The organism is Pseudomonas sp. AG1028, assembly GCF_007993955.1.
GTDB lineage: Bacteria > Pseudomonadota > Gammaproteobacteria > Pseudomonadales > Pseudomonadaceae > Aquipseudomonas > Aquipseudomonas straminea.
Genome location: NZ_VIVP01000009.1, coordinates 177,751 through 190,529, shown reverse-complemented (window position 1 = coordinate 190,529; position 12,779 = coordinate 177,751). Strand labels below are relative to the sequence as shown.

14 protein-coding genes are annotated in these 12,779 nt (G+C 63.3%); 7 read left to right on the top strand and 7 right to left on the bottom strand.

Features of this window, described 5'->3' with window-relative positions; genetic code table 11:
• The first annotated feature begins 67 nt into the window (after positions 1 to 67).
• On the top strand, positions 68 to 562 hold the full coding sequence (locus FB481_RS16610; protein WP_147177072.1) for a hypothetical protein: 495 nt from the start codon (positions 68 to 70) through the stop codon (positions 560 to 562).
• Here FB481_RS16610 and FB481_RS16605 read toward each other — a convergent pair whose 3' ends face one another.
• Positions 563 to 1,693, bottom strand: coding sequence for a carboxypeptidase family protein (locus FB481_RS16605; protein ID WP_147177071.1), 1,131 nt, complete (start codon positions 1,691 to 1,693; stop codon positions 563 to 565).
• Here FB481_RS16605 and FB481_RS23380 point away from each other — a divergent pair.
• Positions 1,692 to 1,817, top strand: a complete 126-nt coding sequence (locus FB481_RS23380; RefSeq protein WP_256662762.1) for a hypothetical protein — start codon at positions 1,692 to 1,694, stop codon at positions 1,815 to 1,817. The two genes, FB481_RS16605 and FB481_RS23380, sit on opposite strands and share 2 nt — an antisense overlap.
• 15 nt (positions 1,818 to 1,832) lie before the next feature.
• Positions 1,833 to 2,228 (top strand): hypothetical protein, encoded by a 396-nt coding sequence (locus FB481_RS16600; protein ID WP_147177070.1) that lies wholly within the window; start codon positions 1,833 to 1,835, stop codon positions 2,226 to 2,228.
• A 63-nt stretch (positions 2,229 to 2,291) separates the two neighbouring features.
• Here the strand turns inward: FB481_RS16600 and ahpF are convergent, their stop codons facing one another.
• Positions 2,292 to 3,845: an alkyl hydroperoxide reductase subunit F gene (gene ahpF, locus FB481_RS16595; protein WP_147177069.1), complete on the bottom strand. Its 1,554-nt coding sequence runs from the start codon at positions 3,843 to 3,845 to the stop codon at positions 2,292 to 2,294.
• Between the two features lie 128 nt (positions 3,846 to 3,973).
• A complete protein-coding gene (ahpC, locus tag FB481_RS16590) occupies positions 3,974 to 4,537 on the bottom strand; it encodes an alkyl hydroperoxide reductase subunit C (RefSeq protein ID WP_013790773.1) in 564 nt (187 codons plus the stop codon).
• Between the two features lie 255 nt (positions 4,538 to 4,792).
• On the opposite strand from ahpC, the gene FB481_RS16585 reads away from it, so the two are divergent.
• Both FB481_RS16585 and FB481_RS16580 read left to right on the top strand, forming a co-directional pair.
• Complete coding sequence (locus tag FB481_RS16585; protein ID WP_256662761.1) at positions 4,793 to 5,518, top strand: ABC transporter substrate-binding protein; 726 nt, start codon at positions 4,793 to 4,795, stop codon at positions 5,516 to 5,518.
• Between the two features lie 83 nt (positions 5,519 to 5,601).
• Positions 5,602 to 6,798 carry an MFS transporter gene (locus FB481_RS16580; protein WP_147177067.1) on the top strand — a complete coding sequence of 399 codons (1,197 nt, stop codon included), beginning with the start codon at positions 5,602 to 5,604 and terminating at the stop codon, positions 6,796 to 6,798.
• Here the strand turns inward: FB481_RS16580 and FB481_RS16575 are convergent.
• Positions 6,795 to 8,096, bottom strand: coding sequence for an NAD(P)/FAD-dependent oxidoreductase (locus FB481_RS16575; RefSeq protein WP_147177066.1), 1,302 nt, complete (start codon positions 8,094 to 8,096; stop codon positions 6,795 to 6,797). The two genes, FB481_RS16580 and FB481_RS16575, sit on opposite strands and share 4 nt — an antisense overlap.
• 36 nt (positions 8,097 to 8,132) lie before the next feature.
• Entirely contained in the window at positions 8,133 to 8,561 is a 429-nt protein-coding gene (locus FB481_RS16570) for a 3-isopropylmalate dehydratase (RefSeq protein ID WP_093502954.1), read from the bottom strand.
• A 148-nt stretch (positions 8,562 to 8,709) separates the two neighbouring features.
• Between FB481_RS16570 and FB481_RS16565 the strand changes: the two genes are divergently transcribed.
• Entirely contained in the window at positions 8,710 to 9,639 is a 930-nt protein-coding gene (locus tag FB481_RS16565; protein ID WP_147177065.1) for a DMT family transporter, read from the top strand.
• Between the two features lie 283 nt (positions 9,640 to 9,922).
• On the opposite strand, the gene FB481_RS16560 is transcribed toward FB481_RS16565, so the two are convergent.
• Complete coding sequence (locus FB481_RS16560; RefSeq protein WP_093502949.1) at positions 9,923 to 10,363, bottom strand: HIT family protein; 441 nt, start codon at positions 10,361 to 10,363, stop codon at positions 9,923 to 9,925.
• 73 nt (positions 10,364 to 10,436) lie between these two features.
• On the bottom strand, positions 10,437 to 11,720 hold the full coding sequence (locus FB481_RS16555; RefSeq protein ID WP_093502947.1) for an MFS transporter: 1,284 nt from the start codon (positions 11,718 to 11,720) through the stop codon (positions 10,437 to 10,439).
• A 230-nt stretch (positions 11,721 to 11,950) separates the two neighbouring features.
• Here FB481_RS16555 and FB481_RS16550 point away from each other — a divergent pair, with 230 nt between their 5' ends.
• Complete coding sequence (locus FB481_RS16550) at positions 11,951 to 12,748, top strand: undecaprenyl-diphosphate phosphatase (protein WP_147177064.1); 798 nt, start codon at positions 11,951 to 11,953, stop codon at positions 12,746 to 12,748.
• The last annotated feature ends 31 nt before the right edge of the window (positions 12,749 to 12,779 follow it).

The window sequence follows — 12,779 nt, the reverse complement described above, 5'->3', positions numbered from 1 at the left end:
CTGAGTTAGACGCTCAGATCAGGGAGGCCTTGTCATGAGCATCATTGGTTCGCTCAACCACTACGGCATGAGCACAGCGCTGCAGCGCACCCGTGCCGACGAACTGGATTTCAAGAAAAGCAGCGATGCGGCACTGCTCGTCGAGCCCGGTAAACCGCGTGAAAACGAACGAGTCGCGCAAGCATTCAAGAGCGATGAGTCAAACGCCCACCAGCAGGCGTACGACGAAGCATTCGCGCGGATGCTCGTGACCCTCAAAAGCTCAGCGCATAACGCGAGCGACAACCTGCAGGAAACCGGTGCCCTGGCGGCCAGCGATGAGCAAAAGGTCCCGCCCAAACCGAGCGCCCGGGATGAGTTCATGGCCTATATGGCCATGACCCCGGCGGAGAAGATGCGCGACAAAATCCTCAAGGAGGTCGGCATCACCGAGGAAGACCTGGAGAACATGCAGCCTGAGCAGCGTGCCGCCGCAGAGCGCGAAATTGCCGAGAAGATGAAGATGCTTCAGGAGTTGCAGGCCACGCAGGATGAACCCGGCAGCCTGCACGAGCATGCCTGATCAGCGCAGGCGGTCGACCATCTGGCCGATCACGCCGAACATGTCGGCCGCCAGCTTCATCGAGCGTTCGCCGTTCCAACCGGTCGCTGGGTTCGGCGTATCGTCATGGTCCTTGAAGGGCATCTCCAGGGTGAACGACAGGCAATCGAATTCCTGTCCGACTGCATTGCAGGCCAGGTTCAGATTGGCCTGGCCCGGTGCGCTGCGCGGGTAGCCGAAGCGGGTCTGGAACTCGGCGCCACTATCCACCAGGCGCTGGCGAAACTCGTTTTCCAGCGCTTCCAGTCGCGGCGTGAAGCCCGGGTTGCCTTCGCAACCGGCGGTGAACACGTGGGGAATTTCCTCGTCGCCGTGGATATCCAGAAACAGGTCCACGCCGATCTCACGCATCGCCTGCTGGACGAAAAACACTTCCGGGCTGCGCTCCACATTTGCCGACTGCCACGCGCGGTTCAGGTCCTGCCCCGCCGCATTGGTGCGCAGATGGCCGCGGAAGGCGCCGTCCGGATTCATGTTCGGCACCAAGTACAGATCGGCCTGCTGCAGCAAGGCGTCCAGCTCACCATCGCAGGAATCGCCAAGGCGCCTGACGACGCCCTCCATGAACCATTCCGCCATGTGCTCGCCCGGATGCTGCTGGGCGATGATCCATACCTTGCGAGTCGCGCTCGCGTGGCGGTGCACGCGCAGCAATTCGATATCGCGGCCCTCGATGCTGCGCCCGCTGGCTTGAAGTTCGACACCTGGCAGGGCCAGCGCCTGCTCGATCAGCGCGGCATGTCGTGCGCGGCTGTAGGGCTCGAAATAGGCAAACCAGATCTGTGCCTGCTCGGGCTCCAGACCGAAGCTCAGCGCGCCATTCTCGAAGCGGCTCGGTACACGGAACCAGGTCTGCTGATCGTAGGAGGCAGCGGCGTTGTAACCGGTCCAGGCATGGCTGTAGGCCGACTGCCCGGCGTTGATGATGCTGAAATCGTGGCGCGCGCCTGGCGTCAGGCCCTCGACATGGAAATGAAACCACTGGAAATGGTCGCTGTTGAGGTCCTTGCGCATGGCCAGCAGCACCTTGTGCGGGTCACTGGCGTCCTGCACGAGGATGTTGCCGCTGTCGAAATCCGAACTGATCTTCATGGCTCTGCTCGTTGCTGTGTTCACGGTGGCCGCAGCATCGCAGGTTCCCGGCGCCGAGGAAATGCACAGACGACGATTGCAGCGGGCGGTGCGCCGCCGCACACTGGACGCCTTCATCTACTGAATCAGCGGAGCTACCGTGTCCCTAGCCGATGACCCAAACCGCCAGCACGTGCTGGACGCCGCCGACGCCCTGGATTGCACGGTCTATCGCCCGGACGAGGACGACCTGGACGCCGAGGAAGAGGATCTGGGCGATGCCAAGGTGCTGTTCACCGGCCCCTTCGAGCCGCCCCAGGAATGGGACGCCGCCGAGCGCGAGGATTACTTCGACGGCACCGATCCGGCACTGTTCGTCACCGCGCTGATCGCCTGCGAAGCCAAGCCGGGCTCCAAGGCCTTTTTCACGCCCCAGGCCGGTGACCTGCTGGCCGCCATGAACGCGGGAAAGGTCGAGATGTACTTCGTTTGCGAGCGCCTCGACGACGAAAACGGCAGCAGCTACGTGCTGATCCGTGACGATGAGACCGATTAAGCTGCGTTTGCTACAGGTATAAAAAACGGGCCCGCTGGGCCCGTTTTCATGTGCAGCAGTTGATCAGCTACGAATCAGATGATCGAACGCACTGAGCGAAGCCTTGGCGCCCTCGCCCACCGCGATGACGATCTGCTTGTACGGCACGGTGGTCACGTCGCCAGCAGCGAAGATGCCGGGCAGCGAGGTTTCGCTACGGGCGTCGACGATGATCTCGCCACGGTCCGACAGCTCGACCGAGCCCTTGAGCCACTCGGAGTTGGGCAGCAGGCCGATCTGCACGAAGATGCCTTCCAGCTCTACCGGGATGAACGCATCGGAGTTGCGATCCTTGTAGACCAGGCCGGTGACCTTCTGGCCGTCGCCTTTCACTTCACTGGTCAGGGCGCTGGTGATCACCTTGACGTTGGGCAGGCTGTAGAGCTTCTTCTGCAGCACGGCGTCGGCGCGCAGCTTGCTGTCGTACTCGAGCAGAGTTACCTCGGCGACGATACCGGCCAGGTCGATGGCCGCTTCCACGCCGGAGTTACCGCCACCGACCACCGCCACGCGCTTGCCCTTGAACAGCGGGCCGTCGCAGTGCGGGCAGTAGGCCACGCCCTTGTTACGGTATTCCTGCTCGCCCGGCACGTTCATCTCCCTCCAGCGCGCGCCGGTGGACAGAATCACGGTCTTGGCTTTCAGACTCGCACCGCTCTCGAACTTCACTTCATGCAGGCCGCCTTCGCTGGAGGCCGGGATCAGCGCGCTGGCACGCTGCAGGTTCATGATGTCGACTTCGTACTGCTTGACGTGCTCTTCCAGGGCGCGGGCCAGTTTCGGGCCTTCGGTTTCCTGCACCGAGATGAAGTTCTCGATGGCCATGGTGTCGAGCACTTGGCCGCCGAAACGCTCGGCGGCAACGCCGGTGCGGATACCTTTACGGGCGGCGTAGATGGCCGCTGCAGCGCCGGCTGGGCCGCCACCGATGACCAGCACGTCGAAGGCCTCTTTGGCGTTGAGCTTCTCGGCGTCACGGGCCGAAGCGCCAGTGTCGATCTTGGCGAGAATCTGCTCGGCGTCCATACGGCCCTGGCCGAACAGTTCGCCGTTGAGGTAGATGCTCGGCACCGACATGATCTGCCGGGACTCGACTTCATCCTGGAACAGCGCGCCGTCGATGGCGACGTGGCGGATGTTCGGGTTGAGCACGGCCATCAGGTTCAGCGCCTGGACCACGTCCGGGCAGTTCTGGCAGGACAGCGAGAAGTAGGTCTCGAAGTTGAATTCGCCTTCCAGATTCTGGATCTGCTCGATCACCTCGGCCGCCAGCTTCGACGGGTGGCCACCGACTTGCAGCAGGGCCAGCACCAGCGAGGTGAACTCGTGGCCCATCGGCAAACCGGCGAAACGCAGGCTAATGTTGCCATTCGGGCGATTCAGCGCGAACGATGGCTTGCGGGCATCGTTGCCATCGGTTTTCAGGGTGATCTTGTCGGTCAGGCTGACGATATCGTCCAAGAGGCCTTTGAGCTCCTGGGACTTGTCGCTGTCATCGAGGGACGCGACGATCTCGAACGGCTGGCTGACCTTTTCCAGGTACGCCTTCAACTGGGTTTTAAGGGTTGCGTCCAACATATACGAGTCCTCAATGACGAAATTCGGGCAATAAAACGCCCGGGCGGGTTACGCCCGGGCGTTCGGGCCACCGGAGATGAGTGCATCCCCGGGGCTGACCATCAGGAAGCGAGGCTTCCGGGTCGTTTTTAGATCTTGCCGACCAGGTCCAGGGAAGGAGCCAGAGTCTGAGCGCCTTCTTTCCACTTGGCTGGGCACACTTCGCCCGGGTGGGCAGCGGTGTACTGAGCGGCTTGCAGTTTGCGCAGGGTCTCGGCCACGTCACGAGCGATCTCGTTGGAGTGAATTTCGACGGTCTTGATCTGGCCTTCCGGGTTGATCACGAAGGTGCCGCGCAGTGCCAGGCCTTCTTCAGCGATGTGCACGCCGAAAGCGTTGGTCAGCTGGTGAGTCGGGTCGCCGATCAGCGGGAACTTGGCTTTGCCAACGGCCGGCGAGGTTTCGTGCCATACCTTGTGGGAGAAGTGGGTGTCGGTGGTCACGATGTAGACCTCGGCACCAGCCTTCTGGAAGGCTTCGTAGTTGTTGGCGGCGTCTTCGATCTCGGTCGGGCAGTTGAAGGTGAAGGCGGCCGGCATGAAGATCAGGACGGACCACTTGCCTTTCAGGCTTTCCTCGGTGACTTCGATGAATTTGCCATTGTGAAAGGCATTGACCTTGAACGGCTGGACTTGAGTGTTAATCAAAGACATCTGTGAACTCCTTCGAGGGTTAGAAAATTTACAGGAGGGATAGTAGCCCCATGTGGACCAAAGAGCCCATTGATTGAAAGCATCAAACCAATAAGCTGAGTCAATCGAACCACATAAAAAGCCTGTTAAAACAGTAATCTGAAAATTTCATGCTCTGCAACGGGCGACGCTTGAGCATTGCGCGGGTGACCGATGAACCATTTCCAGACTATCCCAGTTTGCGACACCGTTTGCTCGCTCGTGGTTCGCCCAGCATTGCGCTATCTAGCCGCCCTTGTACTTGGTCTGACGAGCGGCTACTGCCTGGCCACTGATGCGCCGCTGCGCTTCTCGATCATCGAAAGCGGCGTGATGCCCATGGTGATGATCCGCGACGGCAAAGCCGTTGACGGCATCCTGCGTGACCTTGCCGTGCAACTCGCCAGAAAGGTCGATCGCGAGGCCGAGCTGCTGGTGCTGCCACGTTTGCGCGTGCACCGCGCGTTGCAGGATCAGCAGATCGACGTGCGCTGCTACGTCAACCCGAACTGGCTCAACGAGACCTATCCCGGCTATGCCTGGAGCGTGTCTTTCATGACGCAGCGCGATCTGCTGGTCAGCCGCAGCAACCAGGCGGTCGACCCCACGCGTTTACCCGGCCAAACCATCGGCACAGTGCTAGGCTTCAACTACCCGACCCTCAATGCTTTGTTCGAAAGAGGCAGGTTGCATCGCGACGATGCCCGCACCCAGGGCCTGGTTCTGCGCAAGCTGGCAGCCGGACGTTACGATTATGCGATTAGCAACGAACTGGCGCTGCTGTGGTTCAATCGTGGTCGCGACGAAGCCGAGCAGCTTCATGAAGTCCATGAGCTGACCCGAGACGAAGTGGCCTGCCTGGTACGCGATGCGCCCGATGTGCCGACCCAGGCACTGCTCGACGCCATGCGCCAGATGCAGGAAAACGGCGAGTTCACCGCCATCCTGCAGCGCTATCGCTGAAAGCTGCCCAAGTCGCGATGGTTTTCTCGGCCTGCCAATGTGTGAATAATGCCCCGCCTGATTCGTCGCCCCCGAGGTAAACCATGAGTGGCTCTGCCCACGCCGCACCGCGCCTGAGCGCTGGGGCGATCCTGCTGATCGAACTGGCCCTGGCACTTGGCGGCTTCGCCATCGGCACCAGCGAATTCTCCATCATGGGCCTGATGCCCAACGTGGCTCAGGATCTGGGCGTCAGCGAACCCCAGGTCGGCCATGTGATCAGCGCCTATGCCTTGGGCGTGGTGGTGGGCGCGCCGATCCTCGCACTGCTCGGCGCGCGCCTGCTGCGCAAGCACCTGCTGTTGCTGCTGATGAGCGTATTCGCGGTCGGCAACCTGGCCAGTGCCCTGGCGCCCGATTACCTGACGCTGATGGTGTTTCGCTTCTTCGCCGGCCTGCCCCACGGCGCCTACTTCGGCGTGGCCATGCTGGTCGCCGCCTCCATGGCGCCGCCGCACAAGCGCGCCAAGGCCGTCAGCCGCGTGCTGATGGGGCTCAGCGTGGCGATTCTGATCGGCAACCCGCTGGCCACCTGGCTGGGCCAGAGCGCCAGCTGGCGCTTCGCGTTCGCGCTGGTCAGCGTAATCGCCCTGGCCACGGTGGCGATGATCGCCCTCCTGCTACCGCTGGACCGCAGCGAGGTACGCAGCAGCCCGATCAGCGAGCTGCGCGCCTTCAACCGCGCGCCGATCTGGCTGGCCCTGGGTATCGGCTCGATCGGCTTCGCCGGCATGTTCTGCGTGTTCAGCTACATGGCGCCGACGCTGCTGGAAGTCACCCGGGTCAGCCCGGGCATGATCCCGGTGGCCATGGCAGTGTTCGGCGTCGGCTGCATTCTCGGCAACATAGCCGGCGGCTGGCTGTTCGACCGCCTGCGCTTCAAGTCGGTGGCCTGGATCCTGCTGTGGAGCGCCCTGGTGCTGCTGCTCCTGCCAGCGGCCACCCAGTCGATCTGGACGGTGCTGCCGGCGATCCTGGCTCTGGGCACCATCGCCGCACTGTCGCCGGCCTTGCAGACCCACCTGATGGACGTGGCCACCGGCGCCCAGACCCTGGCGGCAGCCTCCAACCACGCCGCCTTCAATATCGCCAACGCCCTGGGCCCATGGCTCGGTGGTCTGGCGATCAGCGCCGGTTTCGGCTGGACCTCGACGGGCTATATCGGCGCGGCGACCGCGGTCGCCGGCCTCTTGGTGTTCCTCTGGGCCTGGCAGGTTCAAAAGGCCCGCGCCAGAGCCTAGGCCGAAGTTGCCTCCAGCACCGGTTCGGGCGGAGAAGGTTTGCGCCAGGCATGCAGCGGCGCGGCACCCCTGCCTGGGAACAGCCAGCCGGTGCGCGCCCCCACCAGCGTGGTTACCGCATGCTGGCGGCCCATGGGCAGATGCCGCGCCACGAATAGCGCGCTGTCACGCAGCACGGCCAGTACGGAACTGTGTGACTGGAACAGTGGCGTCAGCAGACGGCTGGCTTGGCGGTAGTAGCGCAGATGGGCACGACGCGCCGCGCCATAGGCAACAAAGCAAGCTGCCGGGTCGACAGCCCGGCCAATATCGCAAGCGCCCAGAGCATCAGCCAACGCCACGGCATCGACCAGCGCCATGTTGGCGCCCTGCCCCAGCTGCGGGCTCATGGCATGAGCGCAGTCGCCGATGGCCAGCACGCGGCCGTCATGCCACTGGTGCATGCGCACGTCGGCGTAGCTGGCCAGCATCAGTCGCTCAGGCGAGTCGATGGCGCTTAGAAATGCGTCGCCCGGCTCACCTGCCAGCTTGCGCACCGAGTCTTTCCAGGCGTCCAGCCCGGCCAGCTGCCAAACGCCGTGATTGGCCACCGGCAGGCTCCAGAACAGGCTGCTAAGGCGCGTGTTGCGGTCAGTGTGAGTACAGCCGGTCGGCATGATGCCGAACATCTGCGAACAGCCACGGTACCACTGACGCAGATCGGTGGAGTCGGCGCCTTCAGGGGTCGGCACGATGCTCCACAATGCGCCCCAGGGATAGGCCTTGACCGACTGGCGAACCTGCATCTGCGCGCGCAGTTGCGAGCGGGTGCCGTCGGCCAGGATCAGCGCCGCGTGCTCACCCAATACAGCTTCGTTACCCTGGCCATCATCGGTGAGCAGGCGCACGTGGGTGGGCGACTGCACGAAGCGGGAGATGGAGACGCCAGTGCGGATTGTTATCCCGGCTGCGCGGGCGGCAGCGAGCAAGGCGGTCATCAGCACGCCACGGTGGATGCCGAGGCCAAAGGAGTCGGCCTGCCAGTGGGCATAGCGGGTGTCCAGAATCACCCGCTGGGCGCAGGCCGAGGTGCCGAACAGACGGCTGACCGGAGCGCCGAGAGCGGTGCATTCGTCGAGCAAACCGATATGGCGCAACGCCGCCAAGCCCGAGGGCTGCAGCAGAATGCCGGCGCCTACTGGCTGCAGGTCGGCGACTCGCTCATAGAGGGTGACCGGCCAGCCCTGGCGGGCCAGCAGAATGGCGCTGGCCAACCCTGCAGTACCAGCGCCGACGATTGCGATGGGTAGATCTTTCACGGGCACATCCTGTGCGGTATCGAGTGAATGACGATTCTACCTCGCCTGCTCGGGAAGAATGTCGAAACCGCCACGGTTCTGGCTGACGATGCGCAGATTGGCCACGCCGCCGGCCTCGACCTTCACCAGCACCTCACGGTTGAGGCGCCCCTTGCCGCAAAGGGTTTCGTCCTCACTGTCGGCGGCGATACCGACGATGCGATTGCCCGCCGGCACCTGGAAGCGGCCCCGCTCGCCGACGCCGATACGCGCCGCCACCTTGCGGTCGACCAGCACGGCCACGTAGCAGCCACCGCCCATCAGCCCCAGGTCACGGGTGACCACCACCTCGCCACCGCCCTGCACCGGCTCCTGCCAGGCGCGCAGGCGTTCGGTCGGGATGTCGGTAACCTTATCGGGATCGGCCTGGTAGGACGAGCAACCGGCCAGGACGAGCAGAGGCAGTACGGCGTAGATCAGACGCATGGGTTCTCTCCGGAGAATCTGGTTGGCGAGCGACAGGCTCTGCTCACAGACAAGCACATTGCCATAAGCGTGCAATAAATCCATTGCGCTAGCCTGCCCCCGTTCACACCACCATAATGGCGCCCCACTCTTTTCACGAGCGACCGGCATGGACACGCGCAAGAACATCGACGGGCTGGCCGGTGGCATGATGGTTGGCCTGTGCATGATCTGGGGCATGCAGCAGGTAGTGCTCAAGGGCGCAGCCGAAGACGTGGCGCCAATGCTCATGCTGGCCCTGCGCTCGGGCATCGCCGCTCTTCTGGTGGCGCTGCTGATGCTGTGGCGGCGCGATGGCCTGGGCGTGCGCACCGGCAACTGGCGGCCCGGGCTGGTGGTCGGCTCGCTGTTCGCCCTGGAGTTCATGCTGGTCGGCGAAGGGCTTCGCCACACCAGCGCTTCGCACATGGTGATCTTTCTTTATACGGCGCCGATCTTCGCCGCCCTGGGCCTGCATTGGCGGTTGCCGGCCGAACGCCTGCGGCCCTTGCAGTGGCTGGGTATTGGCATCGCCTTCATGGGGATCGTGGTGTCGTTCGCCGGGCGCTCCGGCGGCGCGGAAACAGCGGATGCCGGCCGCCAGTTGTATGGCGACATCCTCGGCATTCTCGGCGCCATGGCCTGGGGCGCGACCACCGTGGTAGTACGCAGCTCGCGGCTGTCCAACGCGCCGGTCACCCAGACGTTGTTCTATCAGCTGCTGGGCGGTTTCGTACTGCTGATTCTGGCCTGCACGGTAAGCGGCCAGCTGGGCTTCAACCCGACGCCAATCGCCGTCGGCGGGCTGATCTTCCAGGCACTGCTGGTGTCGTTCGCCAGCTTTCTGGCCTGGTTCTGGCTGCTACGCAACTATCTGGCGTCACGCCTGGGCGTGCTGTCGTTCATGACGCCGATGTTCGGCATCCTGTTCGGCGTGGTGCTACTGGGCGAGCCGCTGGAAGCCAATTTCGTCCTGGGCTCTCTGCTGGTGCTGTGCGGCATCGTGCTGGTCAGCGGTTATGAATGGGTGAGTCAGTGGCTCAAGCGGCGGGTGCGATAGCGAGGAGCAGGCGGGAACGCCTCAGTAATGCGGAGATTTTTCGCGCGAATAGCGCCCTCCCACACAACCTGCAGCGAATAGGCATCTTGTGTCAGCAGGGCTCAGCGTAGCGATGATGGGTATAGTCGCTGCGCTCCTCGACCTATGTGGCCCGCTTCATGAAAAGCGAGCAGTCCGGCCCATAGGCGAGTGTGGCGTGTGGGCGGGCACGCCCAATCCATGCCCGAGTTAGTGCGCCGCTGGCGCGCTACCCGCTCACTCGGGCAAATCTGCAGCCCTTCGCTCAGGCACTCTGAAAACGCTTCACCAGCCGGGCCTGCAGCTTCTCCAGCTCGGCTGGGTCGGCCTTGCCGCTGGCATGGTTCTGCAGCCCCTGCTCGGTGAAGCGCGGAATCACGTGCATATGGATATGAAACACCGTCTGGCCAGCGGGCGCGCCATTGAACTGGGCGATCTGCACGCCATCGGGCTGCAGCTCGTCAGCCAATACGCGAGCGACCTTCTGCACGGCCAGGGTCAACTTGGTCAGATTGTCGGCGTCGATTTCCAGCAAATTGCGGGCTTCGGCGCGCTTGGGGATCACCAGGGTATGGCCGAACGACTGCGGAAACAGGTCGAGAAACACCAGCACGTCGTCGTCTTCATACAGCTTGTAGCAAGGCATCTCGCCGCGAATGATCTTGGCGAAGATGTTCTGCGAATCGTAATCGCCGTAAAGGCTCATGGGCTTCTCCATCGCGTTATGAACGTGCTCGCACCATACCGCCTCGGCCGGCAGGTGCGAAGCAGTCAGCTATTCAACGACCTTTGCGCAGTAGCGTCAGGCCGATGATCACGCCCACGCCGCACAGGGAAATCAGGTAGTACGCCGGGCCCAGCGGGCTCCATTTGACCAGCAGCGATACTGCCACCGGCGTCAGGCCGCCGAATACCGCGTAGGACATGTTGTAGGAGAACGACAGGCCGCTGAAACGCACCGGAGCCGGGAAGGCGTGGACCATCACGAAGGGCACTGCGCCGATGGTGCCGACGAACAGGCCGACCAGTGCGTACAGCGGGAACAGCCACTGCGGATTGGTGTACAGGCCGCTGTAGAAGAACCAGGCGCAGATCGCCAGCGCGCTGCAGCCAACCACCAGTACGCGGCCAGCGCCGATGCGGTCGCACAGGGCGCCGCTGATGATGCAGCCGATGCTGAGCATGACGATGGCCAGGCTGTTGGCCTTCAGCGAAGTGACCGCGTTGAAGCCGTAGAAGGTCTGCAGGAAGGTCGGCGTCATCAGGATCGCCACCACGATGCCGGCCGACAGCAGCCAGGTCAGCAGTGCGGAAATCGCCACGCTGCCGCGGTGGTCGCGCACCACGGTTTTCAACGGCAATTCCGCGGCCAGCGCCTTGCGCTGCTGCATTTCGGTGAACACCGGGGTTTCGTGCAGCCACTGGCGCAGGTACATGGCGAACAGGCCGAACACGCCGCCGATCAGGAACGGCACACGCCAGGCCCAGTCGAGCACTTGCTCGGCGGTGAATACGCTGTTGATCAGCGTGGCCATCAGCGAGCCGAGCAGGATGCCGGTGGTCAGGCCGCAAGTCAGGGTGCCGCAGGCGTAGCCGATATGGCGCGCCGGCACGTGCTCGGAAACGAATACCCAGGCGCCGGGCACTTCACCGCCAATCGCCGCACCCTGGATGATGCGCATCAGCAGCAGCATCAGCGGCGCGAGGATGCCGATCTGCGCGTAGGTCGGCAGCAGGCCCATGATAAGGGTGGGCACCGCCATCATCAGGATGCTCAGGGTGAACATGCGCTTGCGGCCGATCAAGTCGCCGAAGTGGGCCATGATGATGCCGCCCAGCGGGCGTGCCAGGTAGCCGGCGGCGAAGATGCCGAAGGTCTGCAGCATGCGCAGCCAATCGGGCATGTCCGGCGGGAAAAACAGCTTGCCGACGATGGTGGCAAAGAACACGTAAATGATGAAATCGTAGAATTCCAGCGCGCCGCCGAGTGCGGACAGGGACAAGGTCTTGTAATCGCTACGGGTCAGGGGGCGGCCGGGTGCCGACGATGCTGCAGATTGCATGAAGGGAATTCTCGGGAGGTCTACGGAGCCCCGCGTACTTGGCCCGCGGGGCGCTCACGATAGCAAATTCGTAGCGCGTGAGCAGCGCCGTAGCGCGGCAGAATTCGGGCTGCCTGCGAAATTGTGTGTACATATTTCAGGTTACAGACAGGTTCGGAGGGAGAAAAACGGACACACACCGGGTCATACCCCGCAGTTCACATTCGTTAGCTCCCTCATTAAGGACCCTCATGGACTGGCTACACCTGCTCGTTCTGTCGCTGATTCAAGGCGTCACCGAATTCATCCCCGTTTCCTCTTCTGCCCACCTGATCCTGCCCTCGCAACTGCTGGGCTGGCCGGATCAGGGTCAAGCCTTCGACGTCGCCGTACACGTCGGCACCCTGATGGCCGTGCTGCTCGCCTTTCGTCAGCAGATTGCCGCCATCGTGAGCGGCTGGCTGGGGCATGTGGTGTACCGCCGCGCCACACCGGAAAGCCGCATGGGCTGGATGATCCTCCTGGCGACCATCCCGGCGGCAGTGGCCGGATTGGTGTTCGAGTCGCTGATCGAGCAGTACACCCGCTCCATGCTGGTGATCGGCACCACTACCATCGTGTTCGGCCTGGTGCTCTGGTGGGCCGACGCCAAAGGCAGCCGCGACGCCGACATGAGCCGCATGAACTGGCGCCATGCGCTGCTGATCGGCCTGGCGCAGATGCTCGCGCTGATTCCCGGCACCTCGCGCTCGGGCATCACCATGACCGCCGCGCTGATGCTTGGCTTCGACCGCAAGAGCGCGGCGAGCTTTTCCTTCCTGCTATCGATTCCGCTGATTCTCGCCGCCGGCAGCCTCAAGGCGGTGCATCTGATCGAGCAAGGCGATGGCGCGCACTGGGGCGACATGGCCTGGGGCATCGGCCTGTCTTTTGCTTCGGCGTTCCTGTGCATCAAGCTGTTTTTGGCCGCGCTGGATCGCGTGGGCATGCTGCCCTACGTGATCTACCGTCTGATCCTCGGCACCGTCCTGCTGTTCGTGGCGCTCTAAGCACGGGTCGAGCGCAGCGCCGGCAGGCAGG

What these genes read in the sequence shown, in the direction of transcription:
- FB481_RS16610 (WP_147177072.1), top strand. Translation starts at nt 68, where the DNA reads ATGAGCACAGCGCTGCAGCGCACCCGTGCCGACGAACTGGATTTCAAG.
- FB481_RS23380 (WP_256662762.1), top strand. Translation starts at nt 1,692, where the DNA reads ATGGCTCTGCTCGTTGCTGTGTTCACGGTGGCCGCAGCATCGCAGGTT.
- FB481_RS16605 (WP_147177071.1), bottom strand. Translation starts at nt 1,693, where the DNA reads ATGAAGATCAGTTCGGATTTCGACAGCGGCAACATCCTCGTGCAGGAC.
- ahpF (WP_147177069.1), bottom strand. Translation starts at nt 3,845, where the DNA reads ATGTTGGACGCAACCCTTAAAACCCAGTTGAAGGCGTACCTGGAAAAG.
- ahpC (WP_013790773.1), bottom strand. Translation starts at nt 4,537, where the DNA reads ATGTCTTTGATTAACACTCAAGTCCAGCCGTTCAAGGTCAATGCCTTT.
- FB481_RS16580 (WP_147177067.1), top strand. Translation starts at nt 5,602, where the DNA reads ATGAGTGGCTCTGCCCACGCCGCACCGCGCCTGAGCGCTGGGGCGATC.
- FB481_RS16570 (WP_093502954.1), bottom strand. Translation starts at nt 8,561, where the DNA reads ATGCGTCTGATCTACGCCGTACTGCCTCTGCTCGTCCTGGCCGGTTGC.
- FB481_RS16565 (WP_147177065.1), top strand. Translation starts at nt 8,710, where the DNA reads ATGGACACGCGCAAGAACATCGACGGGCTGGCCGGTGGCATGATGGTT.
- FB481_RS16560 (WP_093502949.1), bottom strand. Translation starts at nt 10,363, where the DNA reads ATGAGCCTTTACGGCGATTACGATTCGCAGAACATCTTCGCCAAGATC.
- FB481_RS16555 (WP_093502947.1), bottom strand. Translation starts at nt 11,720, where the DNA reads ATGCAATCTGCAGCATCGTCGGCACCCGGCCGCCCCCTGACCCGTAGC.
- FB481_RS16550 (WP_147177064.1), top strand. Translation starts at nt 11,951, where the DNA reads ATGGACTGGCTACACCTGCTCGTTCTGTCGCTGATTCAAGGCGTCACC.